The 21,602-nt window shown below is 71.4% G+C and carries 19 protein-coding genes; 8 read left to right on the top strand and 11 right to left on the bottom strand.

Going from position 1 to position 21,602, the window contains the following annotated elements; genetic code table 11:
• The first annotated feature begins 163 nt into the window (after positions 1 to 163).
• Genes ACE3Q8_RS03255 through ACE3Q8_RS03240 form a run of 4 tightly spaced genes read left to right on the top strand, consistent with a single transcriptional unit; the run spans position 164 to position 6,398 of the window.
• A complete protein-coding gene (locus ACE3Q8_RS03255) occupies positions 164 to 2,374 on the top strand; it encodes a GumC family protein (protein ID WP_374468804.1) in 2,211 nt (736 codons plus the stop codon).
• Between the two features lie 21 nt (positions 2,375 to 2,395).
• Entirely contained in the window at positions 2,396 to 3,361 is a 966-nt protein-coding gene (locus ACE3Q8_RS03250) for a glycoside hydrolase family 16 protein (RefSeq protein ID WP_374468803.1), read from the top strand.
• Positions 3,358 to 4,890 (top strand): O-antigen ligase family protein, encoded by a 1,533-nt coding sequence (locus ACE3Q8_RS03245; RefSeq protein WP_374468802.1) that lies wholly within the window; start codon positions 3,358 to 3,360, stop codon positions 4,888 to 4,890. Before ACE3Q8_RS03250 ends, ACE3Q8_RS03245 begins: the two co-directional genes overlap by 4 nt.
• On the top strand, positions 4,887 to 6,398 hold the full coding sequence (locus tag ACE3Q8_RS03240; protein ID WP_374468801.1) for an oligosaccharide flippase family protein: 1,512 nt from the start codon (positions 4,887 to 4,889) through the stop codon (positions 6,396 to 6,398). The genes ACE3Q8_RS03245 and ACE3Q8_RS03240 overlap by 4 nt, the downstream gene beginning before the upstream one ends.
• A gap of 15 nt (positions 6,399 to 6,413) precedes the next feature.
• On the opposite strand, the gene ACE3Q8_RS03235 is transcribed toward ACE3Q8_RS03240, so the two are convergent.
• From ACE3Q8_RS03235 to ACE3Q8_RS03225, 3 genes are all read right to left on the bottom strand, one after another.
• Positions 6,414 to 7,391 carry a glycosyltransferase family 2 protein gene (locus tag ACE3Q8_RS03235; protein ID WP_374468800.1) on the bottom strand — a complete coding sequence of 326 codons (978 nt, stop codon included), beginning with the start codon at positions 7,389 to 7,391 and terminating at the stop codon, positions 6,414 to 6,416.
• Positions 7,388 to 8,638 carry a glycosyltransferase family 2 protein gene (locus ACE3Q8_RS03230; protein ID WP_374468799.1) on the bottom strand — a complete coding sequence of 417 codons (1,251 nt, stop codon included), beginning with the start codon at positions 8,636 to 8,638 and terminating at the stop codon, positions 7,388 to 7,390. Before ACE3Q8_RS03230 ends, ACE3Q8_RS03235 begins: the two co-directional genes overlap by 4 nt.
• 210 nt (positions 8,639 to 8,848) lie before the next feature.
• Positions 8,849 to 10,033 carry a glycosyltransferase gene (locus ACE3Q8_RS03225; protein ID WP_374468798.1) on the bottom strand — a complete coding sequence of 395 codons (1,185 nt, stop codon included), beginning with the start codon at positions 10,031 to 10,033 and terminating at the stop codon, positions 8,849 to 8,851.
• A 117-nt stretch (positions 10,034 to 10,150) separates the two neighbouring features.
• Here ACE3Q8_RS03225 and ACE3Q8_RS03220 point away from each other — a divergent pair, with 117 nt between their 5' ends.
• A complete protein-coding gene (locus tag ACE3Q8_RS03220) occupies positions 10,151 to 11,251 on the top strand; it encodes an acyltransferase family protein (RefSeq protein WP_374468797.1) in 1,101 nt (366 codons plus the stop codon).
• Here the strand turns inward: ACE3Q8_RS03220 and ACE3Q8_RS03215 are convergent.
• Together ACE3Q8_RS03215 and ACE3Q8_RS03210 are read right to left on the bottom strand one after the other, a co-directional pair.
• Positions 11,163 to 12,338, bottom strand: a complete 1,176-nt coding sequence (locus ACE3Q8_RS03215) for an L-lactate dehydrogenase (RefSeq protein WP_374468796.1) — start codon at positions 12,336 to 12,338, stop codon at positions 11,163 to 11,165. The two genes, ACE3Q8_RS03220 and ACE3Q8_RS03215, sit on opposite strands and share 89 nt — an antisense overlap.
• 43 nt (positions 12,339 to 12,381) lie before the next feature.
• Positions 12,382 to 13,140 (bottom strand): hypothetical protein, encoded by a 759-nt coding sequence (locus ACE3Q8_RS03210; protein ID WP_374468795.1) that lies wholly within the window; start codon positions 13,138 to 13,140, stop codon positions 12,382 to 12,384.
• 176 nt (positions 13,141 to 13,316) lie between these two features.
• Here ACE3Q8_RS03210 and ACE3Q8_RS03205 point away from each other — a divergent pair, with 176 nt between their 5' ends.
• Positions 13,317 to 13,649, top strand: a complete 333-nt coding sequence (locus ACE3Q8_RS03205) for a hypothetical protein (RefSeq protein WP_374468794.1) — start codon at positions 13,317 to 13,319, stop codon at positions 13,647 to 13,649.
• Here ACE3Q8_RS03205 and ACE3Q8_RS03200 read toward each other — a convergent pair.
• The 6 genes from ACE3Q8_RS03200 to rlmJ all read right to left on the bottom strand — a co-directional run bounded on the left by ACE3Q8_RS03200 (position 13,646) and on the right by rlmJ (position 19,144).
• Complete coding sequence (locus ACE3Q8_RS03200) at positions 13,646 to 14,329, bottom strand: cytochrome b/b6 domain-containing protein (protein ID WP_374468793.1); 684 nt, start codon at positions 14,327 to 14,329, stop codon at positions 13,646 to 13,648. The two genes, ACE3Q8_RS03205 and ACE3Q8_RS03200, sit on opposite strands and share 4 nt — an antisense overlap.
• Positions 14,330 to 14,333: 4 nt before the next feature.
• The gene (locus ACE3Q8_RS03195) at positions 14,334 to 14,840 is read right to left on the bottom strand and encodes a cytochrome c (protein ID WP_374468792.1); all 507 of its coding nucleotides are present in this window, start codon (positions 14,838 to 14,840) and stop codon (positions 14,334 to 14,336) included.
• Positions 14,841 to 14,915: 75 nt separating this feature from the next.
• A complete protein-coding gene (locus ACE3Q8_RS03190; RefSeq protein WP_374468791.1) occupies positions 14,916 to 17,060 on the bottom strand; it encodes an AsmA family protein in 2,145 nt (714 codons plus the stop codon).
• Between the two features lie 68 nt (positions 17,061 to 17,128).
• A complete protein-coding gene (locus ACE3Q8_RS03185; protein ID WP_374468790.1) occupies positions 17,129 to 17,689 on the bottom strand; it encodes a sugar transferase in 561 nt (186 codons plus the stop codon).
• Positions 17,690 to 17,726: 37 nt separating this feature from the next.
• On the bottom strand, positions 17,727 to 18,248 hold the full coding sequence (locus ACE3Q8_RS03180; protein WP_374468789.1) for a hypothetical protein: 522 nt from the start codon (positions 18,246 to 18,248) through the stop codon (positions 17,727 to 17,729).
• A 68-nt stretch (positions 18,249 to 18,316) separates the two neighbouring features.
• A complete protein-coding gene (gene rlmJ, locus ACE3Q8_RS03175) occupies positions 18,317 to 19,144 on the bottom strand; it encodes a 23S rRNA (adenine(2030)-N(6))-methyltransferase RlmJ (protein WP_374468788.1) in 828 nt (275 codons plus the stop codon).
• A 78-nt stretch (positions 19,145 to 19,222) separates the two neighbouring features.
• On the opposite strand from rlmJ, the gene ACE3Q8_RS03170 reads away from it, so the two are divergent.
• Together ACE3Q8_RS03170 and ACE3Q8_RS03165 are read left to right on the top strand one after the other, a co-directional pair.
• Entirely contained in the window at positions 19,223 to 20,317 is a 1,095-nt protein-coding gene (locus ACE3Q8_RS03170; protein ID WP_374468787.1) for a DNA topoisomerase IB, read from the top strand.
• Positions 20,318 to 20,386: 69 nt separating this feature from the next.
• The gene (locus ACE3Q8_RS03165; protein ID WP_374468786.1) at positions 20,387 to 21,601 is read left to right on the top strand and encodes an LLM class flavin-dependent oxidoreductase; all 1,215 of its coding nucleotides are present in this window, start codon (positions 20,387 to 20,389) and stop codon (positions 21,599 to 21,601) included.
• Position 21,602: the final 1 nt, after the last annotated feature.

The following is a 21,602-nucleotide window of genomic DNA, read 5'->3' as shown; positions in this document are numbered from 1 at the left end:
CAAAGCTAGTTTTTCCGAAGTTTGGGTGGGGCTTCCGAGCCCGGGTTTTCAAGGAACGCGCGCACTGGAGAGGGACCTCGCGGGGTCCAGGGTGCGTTCCGAAGCCGGAGCCAGGGTCTCCCGGCGCCCCGCCCCCGAAGGTCAGTGGTAACGCAGGTCGCCCATGAACAATCTGATCCCGATCACGCACGAGCTGCCGGCGCATCCCTCGGCGCCCTTCCGCCCGATCGAGCCCGAGCGCATGCATCTGCGCCAGTTGTTCGGGATCCTGTTGCAGCGGGCGAAGCTCGGCCTCGGCGTCGCCGCCGCGGTCTTCATCGTCGTGCTGGCGGCCTTCGCCATGCAGACCCCCAGCTACACGGCGGTGGGCTCGGTGGTGATCGACCCCACGGGCAAGAACCTCGCCCGCGCCGAACAGCAGTCCTCGGGTCTGCCGGCCGACACCAGCGCCGTGGACACCCAGGTCGAGGTGCTCCGTTCGCGCGCGGTGGCCGAGCGCGTGGTGCGCAAGCTGCAGCTCTACAACGACCCGGAATTCAACCCGAAGATGGCGCCCGGCTTCTTCGGCCTGAAGCGCCCGGCCGCGCCGATCGCCAATCCCAGCCCCCGCCTGGTGGAGCACACCGCCAGCGCCCTGATGGACAAGACCTGGGTGCGCCGCGCCGGCCTGACCTACGTGGTCCTGGTGGGCGTCAGCTCCACCTCGCCGGAGAAGGCCGCCCGGCTCTCCAACAGCTACATGGAAGAGTATCAGCGCCTGCAGCTCGATGAGAAGCTGGCGCGCGTCACCCGCGCCAACAGCGAGCTCGGCATGAGCCTCGAGAAGATGCGCCGGGACGCCGAGATCGCTGAGGCCAACGTCCAGCGCTACAAGAACGAGCACGGCCTGCTGTCCGCCCAGGGTTCGACCATGGCCGAGCAGGAAGTCTCCACGCTCAACCAGCAGCTCGCCATCGCCCGCGCGGAGACGGCCGAGAAGTACGCCCGGCTCGCCGCGGCGCAGTCCCAGTTGCGCAGCGGCGGCGGCGGCGCCGACGTGGGCGCGGCGCTGGGCTCCGAGACCATTCGCGAGATGCGCAAGCGCGAGGCCGAGCTGTCCGTGAAGCTGGCTCAGTTGAAGACCGACTTCACCGACCAGTACCCCGAAGTGAAGCGCACCCAGGCCCAGCTCAACGACATCCGCGGCCAGATCCAAATCGAGATCAACCGCATCCTGTCCAGCCTGCGCGCCGAGGCCCAGGCCGCGGCCGGCCGGCAGGCCTCGCTGATGGGCAGCCGCGGCGCGGCCCAGGGCGGCATCGCCCAGAACAACCAGGCCATGGTCGGCCTGGTGGGCCTGCAGCAGCGCGCCGACGCCGCCAAGGCGATCTACGAGGCCTATCTGAACCGCGCCAAGGAAGTGGCCGCCGAGGGCAGCCTCCAGCAGGCCGACGCGACGATCAACGCCCGCGCCGCGGTCCCCACCGCGCCCTCCTCGCCGAACATGAAGCTCGGCGCGGCGCTCGCCCTCCTGGCCGGTCTCGTCGCCGCCGGCGTGGCGGTGCTGGTGGCGGAGTTCTGGGACAAGCACCTGCGCTCGCGCCTCGACGTGGAGCGGGAGCTGGGCGTGCCGTTCGCCGGCGTCCTGCCCGACTTCCGCTCGGTGAAGCCGAAGGGCCTGCGCGGTCCGGAGGCGGCGCCGCAGGAGTACCTGGTCAGCCATCCGTTCTCCGGCTTCGCCGAGGCGTTCCGAAACCTGCGCGCCTTCTTGATGATCAGCGCGCCGCACGAGGAGTCGAAGCTGATCGCGATCACCTCGGCCGTGCCCCGCGAGGGCAAGAGCCTGACCTCGTTCTGCCTGGCGCGCACCCTGGCGCTGAGCGGCTCGCGGGTGGTGATCGTCGACTGCGACCTGCGCCAGCGCGGCGTGACCAAGCTGATCGGCGCCCGCGACGTGGGCCTGGTCGAAGTGGTCCAGGACAAGGTCCCGCTCGCCGAGGCGCTGGTGCACGACGCCAAGACCAACCTCTTCGTCCTGCCGGCGGCGGGCAAGAGCGTTCCCTACGACCTGTTCTCGAACCCCGACACCGACGAGGTCCTGCGCGAACTCTCCAGCCAGTTCGACTACGTGATCCTGGACGCCCCGCCGATCCTCGGGGTCGCCGACGCCCGCATCCTGGCCGCCAAGGCCGACCGGGTGCTCTACCTCGTGCAGTGGAACAAGACCCCGCTGCGCGCGGCCCAGTCGGCGGTCGACATCCTGCAGGAGTGCGGGGCGAACGTGGCCGGCGCGCTGCTGACGAAGGTCAACGTCAAGGGCCAAGCCCGCTACGGCTACGGCGACAGCAGCGACTACTACGGCTACTTCAAGAACTACTACATCGCCGCGGCCTGAGGCCGACCGGGGGTGCAGACCATGCTGCAACGCGTGACAGCTTCCTCGCGGGCGGCGCTGGCCGCGGCCGTCATGGCCGCCGGCCTCGCCGCCTGCCAGGGCGGCGGCTCCAGGGCCGAGGCCGCCACGGCCTCCCCGGCCCCGCTGGCCAGGACGCCGGACGGACGGGCGCTCAAGCTCACCTTCGCCGACGAGTTCGACAGCTTCCGCCGGTTCCGCAACGGCCAGGGGGTGTGGCGGACCACCTTCCGCGACGGACGGGACGACAACGACGACGACTTCAACCTGCGCACCCTGAAGTGGAACAAGGAGCTTCAGCTCTACGTCGACCCCGACATGGTCGGCCACCGGGGCCGGCACGGCGACCATGAGACACCGGGCGACGAGGGCCGCCGGGCGCGGCGGCAGCCGGCAGACCGGCCGCTGGGTCTGGATCCGTTCACGGTGCGCGACGGCGTGCTCGAGATTCGGGCCGACCGGGCGCCGGCGGGGCTCGCCGAGCAGCTCGGCGGCTTCCGCTACGTCTCGGGCCTGATCACCACCCAGCCGTCGTTCTCGCAGACCTACGGCTACTTCGAGATGCGGGCCAGGCTGCCCCGCGGCAAGGGCGTGTGGCCGGCCTTCTGGATGCTGCCGCTCGACCTCTCCTGGCCCCCCGAGATCGACGTCATGGAGAGCGTCGGCGACCCGTCCACCGTCTATGTCACGGCCCACTCGAACCATGTGAAGGGCCAGGGCGTGGAGGTGAAGGTCGACCCAGACGGGTTCAACACCTACGCCGTGAGCTGGGACCGCGACCGCATCGTCTGGTTCGTGAACGGCCGCGAGGTGAAGCGCCAGCCCACGCCCGCCGACATGCACAAGCCCATGTACATGCTCGCCAACATCGCGCTCGGCGGCGGCTGGGCCGGCGAGCCCGACGCCACCACGCCTTTCCCCGCCCGGATGCAGATCGACTACATCCGCGCCTACAGGTTCGCGCCATGACCACCTGGGACGCTTTCGGCCCGTCCGCCGCCCGCCCCCGCCGCATCCGCGGCGGCGAAATCCCGACGCCGCACCCGGTGAGCTGGCGCAAACAGCGCAGGGCGCAGGCGCGGCTCGCCGGACCGCCCCCGCAGGCCGCCGCCGACCCCGGCGCGGCCGAGGGCGCGACCGTGCGGCTCGGCCGCCTCACCGTGGACCTGGACGCAGTCTTCACCTTCGCCCTGTTCATCGCCCTGCTGTTCATCGCCAACCTGGCGACGCTCGGCGCGGCGATCATCGCGGCGGCCGTGCCGCTCTACCTCTTCGTGCGCCGACGCAAGCTCGAGCGGGTGCTGTTCGTCCGCGGCTTCCTGTTCGCCATCCCCGCGTTCGCGATTTTCTCGACCATCTGGTCGGAGGCGCCGAAGGAGACGCTGAAGTTCGCCCTCGAACTCACGATCACCGTGGTCGCAGGCCTGCTGATCTCGTCGGCCAGGAACCAGGAGGCGGCGCTGCGGGCCATGGCCTGCGCCTTCCTCACCTACATCGCCTTCTCGCTGGTCAGCGGCGGCACGGTGGCGGTGGGCGTGGGCGCCGGCGGCAGCGCCTTCTCGGGCCTGACCGAGAGCAAGAACCTGCTCGCCGACATCGCCTCCACCGGCGTGCTGGTGTTCCTCGGCATGGGTCTCATGGCCGTCCGCAGCCGAAGCTGGCTGTGGGCCGCGGTGGCGCTGGTGGGCCTGGCGCTCGGCTTCCATGCGGTGACCGCCGCCCGCTCGGCCGGCGCCCTGCTGGGCTTGGCGGCGGGCGTCGGTGCCATGCTGGCCCTGCTGCCGCTGCTGAAGGCGCACCGCGCGGTGCGCGCCTGGCTGACGGCCATGGTCGGCGTCGTGCTGTTGGGCGTGGGCCTCAGCTACCGCTGGCTCTCGCAGGCGCTGATCGAGTGGGGCGCGCAGACCTTCGACAAGGACCCGACGCTCACCGGGCGCACCTACCTCTGGTACCGCGCCGCCGACCTGATGCACGAGAAGCCCCTGCTCGGCCGCGGCTACTACGCCTTCTGGCTGCAGGGGAATCCCGACGCCGAGGGCCTGTGGAAGTACTTCGGCATCGACAGCCGCGGCGGCTTCACCTTCCACAACACCTTCGTGGAGATCCTCGTGACCATGGGCCTGCTCGGCCTGATTGTGGTCGGGATCACGGTGGCGGTGGGCGTCTTCGCACTGGTCCGGCGGTTCGTGATCCGCCCGAACCTGGCGCTGGTCTTCTGGGTGGGCGTGCTGCTCTACCAGCTCTCGCGGACCGGCATCGAGACGATCGGCATCGCGCCCTTCTACTTCTCGACGGTGCTCGCGTTCGGCGCCCTGGGCGCGGCGTTCGGGCGGGTGGACTCGCCGAGGATCGCCCGCACCGCTTACCGCCCGCAGCAGCCGCGGATGGTGCAGGTCTGGCCGGTGGAGCAGATCCCCAGCGGCTGGGCGAACCCGCGGCTGCGCCCCGAAGCCGGCTCGCTGCGCCTGCTGCGCTCCGACATCGAACCGCACCGATGACCGCCGCCGGCGACGTGGCCGACACGCCCCCGGCCGGCGGCCGGCGGCGGCTGCACCGCACCTCGATCGGCGCCCTGGCGCTGACCGGCGCGAGCGCGCTGCGGCTCGGCCTGCAGTTCGCCATGCTGCCGATCCTGGCGCGGCTGATCGGGCCCTCGGAGTACGGCCTCGTCGCGCTCGCCATGCCGTTCATCCTCTTGGCCAACGTGCTGTCGGACGGCGGCATGGGCTATGCGCTCGGCCGCCAGCGGGACGTGAGCCGCGACCAGGAATCGACCGTCTTCTGGCTCTCGGCCGCCATCGGCCTGGCGCTCAGCCTCGCCTGCGCCGCGGCCGCCTGGCCGATGGGCGCGCTGATGAACCAGCCGCGCCTGCCGCTGCTGATCGCCGCCCTCTCGCCCATCCTGCTGATCAACAGCCTCACCACGGTGCCGAACGGCCGGATCATCCGCGAGGGCCGGTTCGCCGTCTTCGCCGGCGGGGACCTGATCTCGACTGGGGCCAGCGCCGCCACGGCGCTCGCCGCGGCGCTCGCCGGCTGGGGCGCCTGGGCGCTGGTGGCCCAGCAGCTCGTCCTGTGGCTCTGCAAACTGGCCTGGGTCAGCGCCCGCGCGGGCGCGCCGATCCGCCTGCATTACCGGTTCCAGGAGGCGAAGGCCCTGCTGACCTTCGGGGCTCACACGATCGGCGCGATCCTGGCGGACTTCGTCTCGCGCAACCTCGACAGCCTGATCGTCGGCGGCGTGCTGGGCGCGACCATGCTCGGCTACTACGCCATGGCCTACCAGATCGTCCGCGCGCCCGACATGCTGATCTCGGGGCCCCTCTACCTCTACATCTTCACCGCGGTCGCCAAGACCGCCCACGGCGCCTCGCGCGAGGCGATGCAGGACTTGGCGGCGTCGAGCCTGCGGCTGGGCTCCGTGTTCCTGGCCCCGCTGTTCGTGGGCCTCGCGCTCGTGGCCGACCTGGCCGTAAAGCTGGTGCTTGGCGACAAGTGGCACGACGCGATCGGTCCCCTGCGGTTCCTGGCCGGCGCGGGCTTCTTCTTCTGCATGTGCTCGATCATGGCCACCACCTTCATGGGGCTGGGCCGCACGGGGCAGCGCCTGAAGCTTTCGATCCTGCTGGGCGTGGCGACCATCGGTACGGTGGCGGCCGTCGTCCGCTTCGGCCTGGAGCCGGTGTCGGCGGCGGCGGCCGCGGCCATGGCCCTGGTCTGCGCCATCTACGTCCACGCCCTCGCCCGCGAGCTGCAGGCCCCGCGCCGGCGGCTGGTGGCGGCGTTCGGCCCCGCTGCCCTGGGCTGCGCGGTCATGGCCGGAGCGGTGCTGGCGGCTCGCGCCGCGCTCGTCCACGCGCCGATGGTCGTGGAGTTCGTGCTGATGGTGGCGGTGGGCGCCCTCGCCTATGGCGCGGTGCTCTGGCTGATCGCGCGGCGGCGGCTGATCGCCGATCTTCGCGCCTTCCAGGCAGCCCAGGCGCTGGGCGACGCGCCCAGCGCCTGATCTCCGTCGGTAGAGCTAGGCGGCGGCCGCAGCCACCGGGGCCGGAGCCAGCTTGGCGGCCAGGCGCCTGAGCCGCGCCTTCACCGGCAGGGTGAGCAGCGGCCAGATCTCCGGCGACGCCAGGCTGGCGGTCACGCCGCCGACCACGTCGCGCGCCTTCAGCCGCGAGACTACGTGATCGTAGGCGAGCGCCGCGTGCAGGGACCGCCGGCGCGCCGCGAAGGCCCGGCGGACCTCCTTCGGCTGGCCCATCATGATCCCCTCCAGCGACGCGTCCGCGGCGACCATCTGCACGAGGTGCTCGCGGCGCATGACATGCGAGATCGAGGTCCCGTGCTTGCGATAGCGGTACATGACAGCCGGCTCGAAGCGCAGGGTGAGCCCCTGCGCCAGGAGGCGCACCACGAGGTCGTAATCCTCGCCGATCCGCAGCGCCTCGCGGTAGCGCGCGGCCTTGACCGGCTCGGCCCGGAACAGCGGCTTCAGATAGCCCAGGCCGGGCGTCTTCGCGTACATCCGCGCGGCGTGGACGTATTCGGCCAAGCCGATCGAGCGCGGTTGTGTCCAGGCCCGACCCGCCAGGAACGGCTTGCCGCGCGTGAGCGATCCATCCTGGAAGACGTCGAGGTTGTCGACCACGATGTCCGCCCCGTCCCCCTCCGCCCGGGCCACCAGGCGCTCCAGGCGGTCGGGGGCCATCAGGTCGTCAGAGTCGAACACGGCGATCCAACGGCCGCGGGCCTCCGCCAGCGCCCTGTTGCGCGCCGCGCCCGGGCCACCGTTCTGCGGCTGGACGAGCACACGGACGCGCGGGTCGCCCGCCGCAGCTTCGTCGATCACCCTGAGGCTGTCGTCGGTGGAGCGGTCGTCGACCACGATCAGCTCGAGGTCGGCCAGGGTTTGGCCCAGCACCGAGCGTACGGCCTCGGCCAGGTAGCTGGCGCCGTTGTAGTTGGCTGTGACGACCGAGACGAGCGGACGCGCGTCCGTCATGACGCCGCCTGGGGCGCGAACCGCACGGGCGGCGCGGCCTTGCGGTCGCGCCGCCAGGTGGCGAGCTGGACCCAGAAGCCGGCGGACCAGGCCAGGTGCATGATCATCGCGGCGGGACCCGACAGGAAGGCCGCCGGGTCGCGCTTCTTCACGCCGAGCAGCGCGCCGTAACCGAGCGCTGCGGCGATCCACAGCAGAGCCGGGATCGCGAAGGCCCAGAAAAGCGGCGCGAGCGCCAGGCCGGCCACCGCCGGCGCCACGGCCAACGGGAGAGTCTGGCGGATCTTCAGCGGGGTGTAGTGCTTGAGAACGGTGCGCGCCCGGCCCCGGCCGTAGCCGTAGTACTGCTTGGCGAGCGCCCGCGGCGTGCTGCGCGGGTAGTAGCCGATGCGGACCTTGTCGGTGAGCCAGATGCGGCCGCCCTGCTCCGCCAGCCGCAGGTCGAGCTCCGCGTCCTCGTTATGGCTGAAGCTCTCGTCGTAGCCGCCGGCCTGAGCGTAGGCGTCGAGGCTGAAGAGCGCGTGATGGCCGTGGTCCACCCACTGGCCATGGCTCGCCAGTCGGTGGGCCGAGCCGCCGGTGCCGAGCAGCGAGTTCTGGGCCGCGGCCACGGCCCGCTGGAAGAAGCCTTCGCCGCGGGTGTCCATCGAGACCACCACGGAGTCCGCACCGGTGCGGCGGGCTTCCTCGATCAGGGTCGAGGCGTAGTTCTTCGGATAGTCGGCGTGCGCGTCCACGCGCACCAGCCACGGCCGGTCGCCGCCCATCATGCGAGCCGCTAGGTTCATGCCGGCGCTCTGCAAGCGGCCGGGATTCTCCATGAGGCGCACGCGCGGATCTCGCGCGGCGATCTCGGCGACGATCTCCCGGCTGCGATCGCTGGAGCCCCCGTCGGCCACCAGCACCAGGGGGTCCACCAGCCCGTCGTCCTCAAGGATCTGGGCGATCACCTGGGCGATGACCGCCTCCTCGTTCAGGCACGGGATCACCACCAGCGCCCGGCGCGAGGCGTCCGCCTCGGGCGCCTTGGCCACCGGCTCGGCGGATTCGGCGAGCCGGATCAACGACGGGATGTCGATCCGGTCCCAGGCCTGCGGCAGGAGGCCGTCGAAGGGGTCGTCGGTCCGCGCCGCCCGCTCGGCGGGAGCGAAGGAGCGGGGCTCGGCCGGGGCGCGCGCGCGGCCATCCTCGGTGGGCGCGCCATCCGAGCGCTGCGACCGCTCGGGCATGGGCTTGGGGTTAAGCATCGTCTCGGGACCTGCACTGTGACCAGCGACGCTCCGGCGAAGCTCCGGTGGCGTCGGGCCTAAAACAGCCTCTGCCCGATTACGTTCCGCACCCGCACGGCTTGGCCGTAAGACATTTTCTCAATACCGGCGATCTGCACAGTTCAGCCTGGATTACAGTCGTGCGATCCCGGTTTTCTATTCCGTCCGAAGGCTAGTCTGTCCTGGCCGTCAGGCCACCAGCCGCGTTGCTTTGGAGTGGTCAGGGTACTGATCGTTCAGCCCGCCCGACCGACCGCTCAGGGCAGCGACCAGCGCCTCGCAGTCGTTCTGGTCGGCGACGAAGGCTTCGCCCGGGACGGCGTCCAGCGCGGCCCGCAGCCGAGCGTAGGCCTCCGGCGTCAGGGCGTCGAGGAAGGCCTCCAGGTCCTGCGGATCGTCCAGCCGGACGCCGAAGCCGCGCTCGGCGAGGTAGCGGCCGGTCTGCACGCCGGCGAGCGCGATCGGGACCGCCCCGTAGCGGCCGCTCTCATAGATCCGGTTGGGCAACAGCCAGGCCGAATTCAGCCCCTCCTCCATGTAGTCGAAGGCCCAACTGAAATGGACGTCGCCGTAGATCCGCGGCAGGTCCTCGGCGACGTAGCCCCCGAGGAAGCTGACGTTCGGCGCCCGCGCCACCTGGGCGTCGAAGTCGTCGAACTCGGTGTACGCCGGTCGGCCGTGGATGCGGACTTCGATCAGGTCGGGCCGCCGGGCGGCGAGCGCGGTGAGGATGTCCAGGCTCCTGCGGCAGCGGATGGCGCCCATCCAGCCGATCCGCCACGGCGGGCCGGGAGCCCGCATCGGCCGTTTGCCTGCGGGCGCGCCGCCCAGCTCCAGCGGCTTGTTCTCGATCAGCAGGGTGTCGAGGCGCAGGCTCGATCCCACGCCCTGGCGTGGCGCGAAGTAGTGCTCCAGGAACGCCGGAGAGCTCACCACCAGCAGGTCGGCCCGCCGCATCAGCCCCCGCTCCACCGCCCGCATGGCGCGGCTCTTCGCCCCCTCGCCCAGCATCATCCGGTGGATGTCCAGGCACTCGTAGACCAGCCGGGCGTCCAAGCCGCAGAGACGGCGCGCCGCCTCGGCCATCGCCAGGGCTTCCAGCGTGCGGCCCACCACCACCTCCGCCCCGGCGAGCAGGCGCTTCCAGCGCCCAGCCTGCAGCGCCGCCATGGCCGTGGCCTTGGCGCGATGACCCATCCGTCCGTCGTAAGTGCGCCCGAGGTCGACGGCCGGCGCGCCAGCCACCTGCTCGGGCGCGGTCTCCGTGCGACGGAAGCCCAGCACCACCGGCTGCGCCCCGCCCGCCTGCAGCATCCGCACGCGGCGCGTCACCGCGGGGTCGGCAAGGTCGTGCACGAAATAGGCGAGCTTCACAGGCGAACCCCCGAGCTTGAGCAATCGGTCGGGAGCCAAACGCGCGGCGGCCCGTTTGGACGCAAAGCTTCACCGCCCGAGCGCTCCGGCGCGTGGGCGCGCGTCCGGAGGGGGTCCTTGGTAGAACTGACGCCGCAGAGCGAGACCCGGCAGACGCCGGCCGAGGTCCGCTCGATCCAGTACCTGCGCGGCTTCGCGGCGTTCGGGGTGCTGGTCTTCCACGCCGCCGAGCGGGCGGGCGGCCACTTCGGCCTGGGCGCGGCCGGCGTGGACGTCTTCTTCGTGATCTCCGGCTTCATCATGTGGGTCGTGACCTGCCGGCGGCCGCCGTCGCCCGCCCAGTTCCTGATCCGCCGGGCGCAGCGCATCGTGCCGCTCTACTGGGGCCTGACCCTGCTGGTGGTCGGGGTGGCGCTGTCTGCGCCGTGGATCTTCCCGGCCATGGAGGTGACGGCCGAGGCGGTGGTGAAGTCGCTGTTCTTCGTCCCCTATCGGGACCACACCGGCCTGGTCGCCCCGCTGGTGATCCCCGGCTGGACGCTGAACTACGAGATGTTCTTCTACGTCCTGTTCGCCGCCGGCCTGCTGGCGCCGGTGAGGCTCAGGCCGTGGCTGGTGAGCGCGGCCCTGCTCGCCCTGGTGGCCATCCGGCCGCTGGGCGACGTGCAGAACCCGCTCTGGGCCACCTACACCAACCCGCTGCTGCTGGAGTTCGGGGCCGGCATCTGGCTCGGCAAGGCGTGGGCCGAGGGCCGGCTACCCGGCGTCCGCACAGGCTGGGCCCTGGTGGTCGCCGGACTGCTCGGCTTCGCGGTGGCCGGTGTCTCGGGCGTCGACGTGGAGCGCGCGCGGTTCCTGATCTGGGGCGTCCCCGCGCTGCTGCTCGTAGCCGGCGCCGTCGCCATCGAGCGCCAGGGCGCGGTGCCGAACCTCAAGCCGCTCCAGGCGCTGGGCGATGCGTCCTACTCGCTCTACCTCGTCCACGGCCTCGCGATCTCGGCGGTGGTGCGGCTCCTCGACATGGCCGGCCTGGCTTCCCCGCCCCTGATCCTGGCGGGCGGCCTCATCGCCGGCGTCATCGCTGGACTGGTCACCTACCAGCTCGTGGAGAAGCCGCTGATGCGCCTCTTCAGGACAGGTCTCGCCGCGAAGCCGGCGGCGGGTCCAGCCCGTCCAGCAGCTCCGGCCCGGCCTCCTGCGCCGACCGGCAGCCGGTGAGGATCATGGCCACCGCCAGCTCCGAGCGGACGGTGGCCAGCATCTTCGCCACCTGCGCCTCGCCGCCAGCGCCGAGCGCATAGGCCCAGGCGCGCCCGAGGAAACAGGCCCTGGCGCCGAGGGACAGGGCCTTCAGCACGTCGAGGCCCGAGCGGACGCCGCCGTCCATGAACACCTCGAGGTCGTTCCCCACCGCGTCAGCGATCCGAGGCAGCGCCGAGATCGACGAACGCACGCCATCGAGCTGGCGGCCCCCGTGGTTCGAGACCACCAGCCCCTGCGCGCCTGCGCGGACCGCGTCGCGCGCGTCCTCCGGGTCCAGCACGCCCTTGACGACGATAGGCCCGTCCCAGGTCTCGCGCACCCAGTCGAGGTCCTTCCAGGTCACCGAGCGGTCGAAGTTCCGGGCGATCCAGCTCAGGAAGTCTGTGACGCGCCGGCTGTCCTGAACCGCAGAGGCGACGGACCCGAGGCTGTGCGGCCGGCCGTTCACGAACACGTCCCAGGTCCAGCCCGGATGGGTGATCCCGTCCCAGAGCTGGGTCATGGCCGCTTCGAACTTCGACGCGCCGGTGAACCCCGAGCGGACGTCCCGGTAGCGGGCGCCGGGAACGGGCAGGTCGACGGTGAACACCAGCACCGGGCAGTGGAGGTCCTTGGCGCGGCCCAGCAGCTCGCGCATGTAGCCCCGGTCCTTCAGCATGTAGAGCTGGAACCAGGGCGCCTGGGCCCCCTTCGCCACCTCCTCCACCGAACAGACGCCGACGGTGGACAGGCAGAACGGGACCCCCGCCGCCGCGGCCGCGCGGGCCGCCTGCACCTCGCCGCGGCGACCGTACATGCCGGCCATGCCCACGGGCGAGAGGCCCACGGGCATCGACAGCTCCTGGCCGAGCACCTCGACGCCCATGTCCAGCTCGGTCATGTCGCGCATCACCCGCTGGCGAAGCGCGATGGCCTCCAGATCGGCCACATTCCGCCGAAGGGTCTCCTCTGCGTAGGAGCCCCCGTCGATGTACTCGAAGAAGATCTTCGGCAGACGCCGGCGGGCGAGCTCCCGATAATCCGAGACAGACGCCGCGCGCATGCTTCCTCCCCGGTTGCGGGGCGCAGGTTGCCGCCGCGCGGCCTCAGGCGGAAGCCGATTCCTTCCCCGCAGGCGCCGTCTCGGGCCGGGGGCCCATGACGATCCACACCTGGTGGGCCCGGGCCATCAGCTCGCCCGCGGCGCTGAACAGCGCCACGCCGGCGGTTTCCTTGCGACCGTCACGGACGAGCGGCCAGGCCATGATCACGCAGCCCTCGCCCGCCTTCGGCCGGCGCAGGACCTCGCCGGTCATGGTGCCGAGCAGGGCGCCGTGGCGGCCCTCCTTCTCCACCCAGGCGAAGTAGCCCGGACAGTCGAGCGCCGCCCAGACCACCTCCAGCGGCGCGACCCCGTCGGCGTCGGCGAAGGCCTCGTGCGGCGTCCAGACGTCGGCGACGACGCCCGGCTCGCGGCCCGCCACCTGGCCCGCGAACACTCGGAGCCCGTCCCCTTCCGCGCGCTCCGTCCCGCAGGTGAAGCAAATCGGGTGCACCCGCTGGGTCAGGCCGATGTGGCGGGCGCCGGCGGCGCGGGCCTCGTCAAGGCTGATCGGCGCCGGCGCCTTGGGCAGCTCGGCCCCAGCGGAGGGACGGCCCTGGCCGATCAGCGTCCCACCCTCCCCGGTCAGCGCCACCTGGCCGTCCTGGACGGAGAGGTCGAGGCCGGCGTCCAGCGGCACCGGCGCACGAAGCACGGCCGTGGCCGGGCCGTCGATTTCCTTGGCCAGCACGCCGCAGACATAGCCGCCGTTGCCGGAGTTGGGCGGGCCGCAGAACCGGCGGCCGATCACGATCTGGGACAAACGCGAATGCTCTTCAGGAAAATGGATCTAAGGAATGTCCCAGGCTTGCCACGGCGTCGTTGCGGAACGGAAGACCCAAAATCGTTCGCCCGGCGTTGGAGCAGGCGGAGCCGCGGAGTAGCTTGCGGCCCAACCGCCCCCGGGCGGATTCGCGCAACACATTCGAGGAGAACACGGTGAGCGAGCGGATGGAACGGCCCTGGGCCCTGATGCGCCATCATGCCGGCTGGGCGGACGTCTTCCACATCGAGAGCGAGACCGCGGATTCGATCACCGGCTTCTACCCCGACCGCGAGACCGTGGGCCCGCCCGTCAGCTATTCCGTGCGCGCGGTGCTCGCCCGCTACCCGACCCTGGAAGCCGCCCGCGCGGCGCGTGAGGGCGCAGTGCTCGAGTGGCGCAAGCACGACGCCGCGGTCCGCGAGGCCGAGGACAAGCTCCGGGCCGCGGAGAAGGCCCGCGAGGACGCCTGGCTGAAGTCGCTGCGCGAAGCCGCCGACGTCGGCTAGAGCCTCAGGCCCTTCGACAGGATCCACGCGACGGCGGCGGCCAGGACGGCCGTCGCCACCACGCGCCACCAGGGCGCGAACGTCAGGCCCGGGTCGGCGGCGAACCTCCGCCGGCCAGTGATCATCGGGCCGATCAGGTTCGAACGTTTCCAGATCAGGTAGTAGAGCACCGCCGCCACGTGCAGGACGACCAGCGCCTGCAGGACGGCGAAGCTCGTCTCGTGCAGTTCGGCGATCGCCCGACCGGTCTCGAAGCTCACCCTGTCCGAGAGCGGGCCGGCTTCGAAGGCGTCCACGTCCACGGCGAACAGGCCGGTGGCCACCTGGACGAGCAGCACCAGCAGGATCGCCACCACACTCCAGGCTCCCAGCGGGTTGTGGCCCGGCACGTCGGTGGGCGAGCGGTTGGGCAGGGTCTTCAGATAGGCGAGAGTCCGGCCCGGCCCCTTCACGAAGCTCCCGAAGCGCGCCGTGCGCGACCCCCACAGACCCCACACGATCCGGAAGACCAGGAGCCCGATGACCAGGTAGCCGCTGATCCTGTGGAGCTGCATCTGGTCGAACTCGGCCGCTCCCCAGGAGAAGGCGATCAGCAGCACCAGCGACCAATGGACGATCCGCACGGGGCCGTCCCACAGCCGCGCGCGGACCTGCGCGTCAAGGCCGCCCTCCCTCGCCACCGGTCTAGGAATCCTTCTGCACGCGGTACTTGTCGTGGCAGCCCTTGCAGGCGCCGCCGGTGGCGCGGACCTGAGCCTTCAGCGCGTCGATATCGCCCGCTCCGGCGGCTTGCTGCAGCTTGGCGCTCTGGGTCCGCAGGTTCGACGCCGCGGCGGTGAAGCCGGCCGCGTCGGTCCAGATGTTCGCCTTGGCCTCGCTCTTCGGACGGGCTTCCTGGCCGGAGCCGCGGGGGAACCAGGTCGGCAGTTGGTCGGACAGGGTCTTCACCTGGGTGGCGCTCTGCACCAGCACCGCCTTGTCCGGCGAGCCCTTGCGCAGCTCGTCGTTCAGCCGCTTGAAGGCGCCGCCCATCTTCTCGAAGTTCTCGTGGCGGGCCAGGGCCGCCTTGCCGCCGGGGGTGGTGGCGGTCTCGCCCTCGGCGTTGTGGGCCAGCGCCCCGCCGGCCGCGACCGCGATGCCGATGCCCAGCGCCAGCGCGGCGCCCGCGCCCCTGCCGATCCTGCCGCCCATAGCCGTACTCCCTGTCGCACGCCGGAAGCGGCGGCGACGGGAGGTTGCCGCGAGCCCCGCCGCGGCGTCAACGGCTCAACGGCGGGCGGACTTCACCGGCGCGCCCTCGGCCGAGGCGCCGGCCAGCAGCGCCGAGCAGTTGGCGTCCTTGGCCAGGCCCGGGTCGACGAACGGAAGGATGGCGGCCAGCGGCGACAGCAGCGAGCCCAGCGCCACGGCGACGCCGCCCTGGGCGATGGCCTTGCCCGGCTCCACGCCCAGCTTCGGCCCCCGGATCGGCCCCTGGGCCGTGACGGGCAGCATCAGCCGCAGCAGCCGGAACTCCTTCGGATGGCCCTGCACGCGGAAGGCCATGCGCTCGGAGTCGAGGTTCACCGTCCCGGAGCCCGTGACGACGACCGGCTCGGTGTCGAAGACGATCTGGTTCGCGCGCATCACGCCGTCGGTGGTCTGGAAGTGCGCCACCCCGCAGCGGATCGGCACCTTGTCCTGGTCCTTCTTCAGCAGCAGGCCGAGGCCCTTGACCACGTTGACGCCGAGAAGCTCGGCGAAGGCCTCGCGGATCTCGCCGTTCGGGATCACCACCATCACCTCGCCGTCGGCGTTGGCGAACGCCTTGTGGACGCTGTTGCCTTCGCCGGTCAGGCGCGCGCGGCCGACCAGCGAGCCGGTGACCGGCAGCGGCCCGCCGGGGCTGCGGATCGGGATGAGCTGCTCCAGCCGGGCGTTCGACAGGCGCAGGTCGAGATCGGTGACCGGCGTCGCGCGCCGGGCGTTGAGCTGGACGTGGCCGGCGATCTGCCCCTGCGGCAGGTCGAGCCGCAGCGGGTCGGCGCGCAACAGTCCTTCGTCCAGCTTCACCTTGACGGCGGCCGACCGCAGGTGCACCGGCGCATCACGGATGGTGGCCACCTTGTAGTCCACGTCCGCGTCGATGGCCCGGATCCGCTCCACCGCCAGGGTCGAGTCGGGGAACAGCCGCTGCTGGGCGTTGAGGTTCTGGGCCACCGCCTTCTGGGTGGCCGAGGCGGTCTCGCCCGGCGCCGTCGACGGCGCGCCGCCGAACAGGGCGCCCAGGTCGTCGAAGTCGAGGCTGCGGGTGGCGAGGTCGGCCTTCAGGTACGGGCGCTCCCGGCCGGTGTCGACCGACAGGGTCCCGGAGAGGTCGCTGTCCCCCACCCGGCCGTTCAGGCCGGTCACCCGGTACAGGCCCTCGTCCCGGCTCAGCCGGCCGCGCACGGTATACGGCGGGGTGTTGGGCAGGGCGATGCCGGTCAGGCCGTAGAGCTCGGCCATGTCGGGCCCGCGTACCGAGGCGTTGACGTGGAACTGGCCGAGGTCGAACGGCTCGGGCACCGCGCCCTGCGCGGTGATCACCGTGTCCCCGGCGCGCACGTAGGCGTCGAACGGGTACGGCGTGTCCTTGTTGATATTCAGCAGCGGCCCGCCGGTGATCCGCAGGTTGAACGGCTGGCGGTTGTAGGAGCCCTGTCCCAGCATGTTGAAGCCGCGGTTCTGCCCGCCGAGCTGCTCGCTGGCGTTCAGGGTGCCGTTGAAGGTCAGCCCGCGCTTCACGTCCCGGAAGTCGATTTGGCCCTGGTTGATGATGAAGTTGCGGATCGGCGGCAGCTTCGTGGGCTTGTCGGGTTTGCGGCCGTCGGAGAAATCCCAGGTCTTGCGCCCCTGGGCGTCCGCGTAGAGCCGCACGTTGGGCCGGTCGAACTGCAGCAGGCGCAGGTCCACGTCGCCCTTCAGGAGCGGGAGCAGCCGGATCTGCACGACGATCCGGTCGATCTCGGCCATCTGCCGCTTGTCGGGCGCCCAGTCGGGGTTGGCGATCCGGATCCCCTCCACCGTCGCCCTGGGCTGCCAGGACCAGAGATGGACGTCGAGGTCGCCGGTGATCTGCACCTCCCGGTGCATCCGCGCCGAGGCGAAGCGGGCGAGCGGGCCGCGGAACCAGTTCCAGTCCCAGATGGCGATCAGGATCGCGATCATCACTGCTATGGCGGCGAGCACGCCGCCGGCGATCTTCAGCGACTTGGGGCTGGGCTTCTTGATCCGGGTGGCGGCCATGCGGGCGCGGGCCGCCTGCCAGTGCTCGCGGGTCCAGGCGCCGGCGCGCTGCAGCGGCCTGCGCCGGCCATCGGCCGTGCGGTTCGTCCGTCCCGGTGTCCGGCGCGGGCCGGGTTCGGGATTCTGGAAGGCTTCGTTGCTCACGGGACTGGCTCCTACAGCGGCCCAGGCGTGGAAACGCACAAGGGCCGCGATCCAGTTCCCCTCAAACTTTAATGGCTTACGCCCCGGCCGCTGAACGCGGCCGCTACCGTCCGGGCGATGATCGCCAGGTCGAAGGCCAGCGAACGGCGCTCCAGATACTCCCGGTCCAGCCGCACCTTCTCGGGGATCGGCAGCTCGTCGCGGCCGTTCACCTGCGCCCAGCCGGTGACCCCGGGCCGCAGGGTGTGCACCCCCGCCTCGGTCCGCAGGGCCACCAGGTCGTCCTGGTTGAACAGCGCCGGCCGGGGCCCCACCAGGCTCATGTGGCCGATGAGCACGCTCCAGAATTGCGGCAGCTCGTCGAGGCTGGTGCGGCGCAGGAACCGGCCGACAGGCGTCACCCACTGACCAGGGTCGGCCAACAGGTGGGTCGCCACGTCAGGCGTGCCCAGCCGCATTGTGCGGAACTTCGGCATCAGGAAGATGCGGTTGCCCCGCCCCACGCGCTTCGACCAGTGGAGGGCCGGACCGGCGCTTTCCAGCCGCACGGCCAGCGCGATCCCCAGCAGCAGGGGCAAGAACAGCACCAGGCCCACGATCCCGCCCGCGATGTCCATCAGCCGCTTCACCCGGGCGTTCTAGGCCGCGCCGGGCGGGGCCGCCAAGTCAGTCGGCGACGGGCCCGATAGTCATGCCGTTCGAGGGTTGCGCCGCCGCCTTCCGGCGGGGCCGCGGCGCCTCGCTTGCCGGCTCGGGCCCCGCCACAGGTTCCGGAGGCTCGGCAATGAAGGTGGCGGGCTCGGGCGTCGCCTCGACCGCCGCTTCGCCCCCTGCCTCCACGACCGCGTTGACCTCGGCGACCAGCTCCTCCACCGGAGCTTCCACGGCCTCGACGGCGGCGATGAACGGCTCCATCGCCTTCAAGGCGACCGCGGTGGCGGGCTCCGTGACCGTCTCAGGATCGCTCAAGGCCGGCAGCGCCGGCGCGAGCTCCGGCGACACCACCGTGCTCGACCGCCCGAACAGCGCTTCGAGGTTGGTCGGCCGGCTCCACTGGGCGAACCACCAGAACGCCACGCCGGTGGCCGCCGCGCCGGCGAAGAAGCCCCACAGCGGTGAGGCCGCGCCGATCAGCGCTTCCGGGGTCAGGGGCTTTGGGGAAAGCTCACGCATCTCGCTCACGGACATTGGGCTGCTCCAGGCTCGATTGTGCGTCGCAACATATCACGCCAGAGCGTCTCGCGGATGCGAAAATGCTATGACATCAGCGTGTAGACCCTGGCCCCGCCACCTTCGCCCAACGCCCCGGCGGTCCAGCCGCAGATCGCCTCCAGGACAGGCGCCAGGCCGGCCGGCGGATCCAGCAGGACAAGGGCGCAGCCGTTCATCTTCATCGGGTCGCTGAGTGGCCGCATCCGTGCCTCGGCGACCAGAAGCGGCGCGGCCACCTCATCCTCCAGGTCCCGGAGGAAGGCGTCGAAGGTCTCGAGATCCTTGAGCGGCAGCCAGATCAGCGCCTGCGCCGCGCCGTTGCGCCGCCGCGCCGCACGCAAAGTCTCCACGATTCTTGGGTAGTCGTCCGGCCGCTCGAAGGGCGGGTCGATCACCAGCAGGATGCGGCCGGCCTCGGGTGTCGCCTCCACCGCCGCGCCGTAGCCGTCCGTGCAGGCCGTGCGGACGCCCGGCCGGTCCTTCAACAGGGTCTTGAGCGCGCCGTGCTCCTCGGCGCGGAGTTCGCAGGCGAGATAGCTGTCGCCCGGCCGCAGCGCATCGGCGATCAGCAGCGGCGAGCCCGGATACCGCCGTACGCCCCCGCCCGTGTTCAGCGCCTCCACGGCGGCGGTGAGCGGCGCGAAGCTCCCGGGCGCGTCCTTCGCGGCCGCCAGCCGGACGATCCCCGCCTCGGCTTCCCCCGACTTGCGGGCCTCGGCGCCGGCGAGGTCGTAGAGCCCGCGCCCCGCGTGGGTGTCGACGACGGCGAGCGGCGCAGCGTCGGCCTGCAGCCGGGCCAGCAACTGCAGCAGGGCGGCGTGCTTCACCAGGTCCGCGAAGTTCCCGGCGTGAAAGGCGTGGCGGTAGTTCAAGTCTGCTCCGGCGGCGTCTGGGAGGAACCCGCCTTGCGCATACCACGTTGCCGCTCAGCCGTAGGAGTGTGTGCGAAGATGGCCAGGGACATGCCCGACGACCTCAGCCCCTCGCCGCCGGGGCTGGAGGACGTGGAGGCCGCCGGCCTCATCTACGTCAGCGACTCCGACCCCGGCATCACCCGCCGCAAGGCGCGGGCGAACGGGTTCAACTATTTCAAGCCGAACGGCGATCCGGTCACCGATGAGAAGACGCTCGACCGCATCCGCAAGCTCGCGATCCCCCCAGCCTGGACCGACGTCTGGATCTCGCCCAAGGCCAACGGACACATCCAGGCGATCGGCCGCGATCAGAAGGGCCGCAAGCAGTACCGGTACCACGAGCGCTGGCGTGAGGTGCGTGACACCCACAAGTACGACCGGGTGATCGCTTTCGGGCGCGCCCTGCCGAAGCTGCGCCGCCGCGTGGACGAGGACCTGGGCCGCCGAGGCCTCCCGCGCGAGAAGGTGCTGGCCGCCGTCATCCGGGTGATGGAGATGACGCTGATCCGCGTGGGCAACGAGGAATACGCCAAGCAGAACAAGAGCTTCGGCCTGACCACCCTGCGGGACCGCCACGCCAAGATCGACGCCAAGGGCGCGGTCTTCGAGTTCCGGGGCAAGAGCGGCAAGGTACATCGCACCGGCTTCAACGACCGCAGGCTCGCCCGCGTGGTGAAGGCCTGTCAGGACCTGCCGGGCCAGCGGCTCTTCCAGTACATCGACGAGGACGGCGAGCAGCGGGTGGTGGAGTCGGCCGACGTGAACGCCTACCTGCGCGAGACCCTGGGTGAGGACTTCTCGGCCAAGGACTTCCGCACCTGGGCGGGCACGCTCGCAGCCGCTCGCGGGCTCATCGAGCTGCCGCAGTGCTCCACCGCCACCGAGGCCAAGCGCAACATCAACACCTGCGTGAAGGCGGTGGCCGGCGTGCTGGGCAACACCGCCGCGGTGTGCCGCAGCGCCTACATCCACCCCGTGGTGCTCGAGACCTACCAGCAGGGCGCCCTGCCGCTGAAGCCCGCCAAGGACGAGCGCGCCTTCGAGCTCGCCGTTCTGCGCTTCCTGGAAGCCGCCCGGGACGAGGTGAAGGAGGAGATCGCCGAGCAGGCGAAGGGCGCCGCCAAGGCGTAGCCTGCCGCCGCGGAACGCCGGTATCCTGACACTCAGACGCGGATGAACCGCGCCACGGGAGGACCTGCCATGCTGCCGCCGCGCCTGCGCTTCGGCGCCTTCGTCGCGCCGTTCCACCCGGTGGATGAGAACCCCACCCTGGCGCTCCAGCGCGACCTCGAACTCGTCGAGCACCTGGACCGCCTGGGTTATGACGAGGCGTGGATCGGCGAGCACCACTCGGCGGGCTACGAGCTGATCGCCTCGCCGGAGGTGTTCATCGCCGCCGCCGCCGAGCGCACCCGGCGCATCCGCCTCGGCACCGGGGTCGCGTCCCTGCCCTACCACCACCCGATGATGCTGGCCGACCGGATCAACCAGCTCGACCACATGACTCGCGGCCGGGTGATGTTCGGCGTCGGTCCAGGCGCGCTCGTCTCGGATGCCTTCATGATGGGCATCCCCGTGCAGAAGCAGCGCGACCGCATGGACGAGGCGCTCGACGTCCTCGTCCGGCTCATGCGCGGCGAGGAGGTGAGCCATCAGTCCGACTGGTTCGAGCTGAAGAACGCCCGCTTGCAGATGACGCCCTACTCCCGCCCCTCGGTGGAGATGGCGGTGGCGAGCCAGGTCTCGCCGACCGGCGCCCGGGCGGCCGGCCGGCATGGCCTCGGCCTGCTGTCGCTGGGCGCCACGTCCACGGCGGGGTTCAACGCCCTCGCCTCCAACTGGGCTATCGCCTGCGAGCAGGCCGCCGAGCACGGCCAGAGCATGGACCGGAACGCCTGGCGCCTCGTGGGGCCGATGCATGTGGCCGAGACGCGCGAGCAGGCGATGGAGGACGTCCGCTTCGGCCTCGACCGCTGGATCTACTACTTCCGGGAGATCGCCAACCTGCCGGTGGTGCCGGAGGGCGACGATCCGGTGCAGGCGATGATCGACACCGGCCTTGCGGTGATCGGCACGCCCGAGGACGCGGCCCGCCGCATCCGCCAGCTCGTGGACGAAAGCGGCGGCTTCGGCGCGTTTCTGTTCATGGACCACAACTGGGCGCCGTGGGCGCGCAAGCAGCGCAGCTACGAGCTCGTCGCCCGGTACGTCTTCCCCGAGTTCCAGCAGCTCAACGTCAACCGCGAGGCCTCCATGGCCTGGGTCGGCGCGAACAAGGCCGAGTTCACCACCGAGGTGCGCAACGCGGTCGGCGCCCGGATCGTCCAGCATATGATGGAGAAGGGCGCCGAGAACATCCGGCCCGAGATCGTCCAGTTGATCACCGGCGCTGCCCCGCCGGGCAAGGGCGAGTAGC

Origin of the sequence: Phenylobacterium sp. (genome assembly GCF_041913825.1) — a bacterium.
Taxonomy (GTDB): Bacteria; Pseudomonadota; Alphaproteobacteria; order Caulobacterales; family Caulobacteraceae; genus Phenylobacterium.
This window is presented reverse-complemented; position numbering and strand designations above follow the sequence as displayed.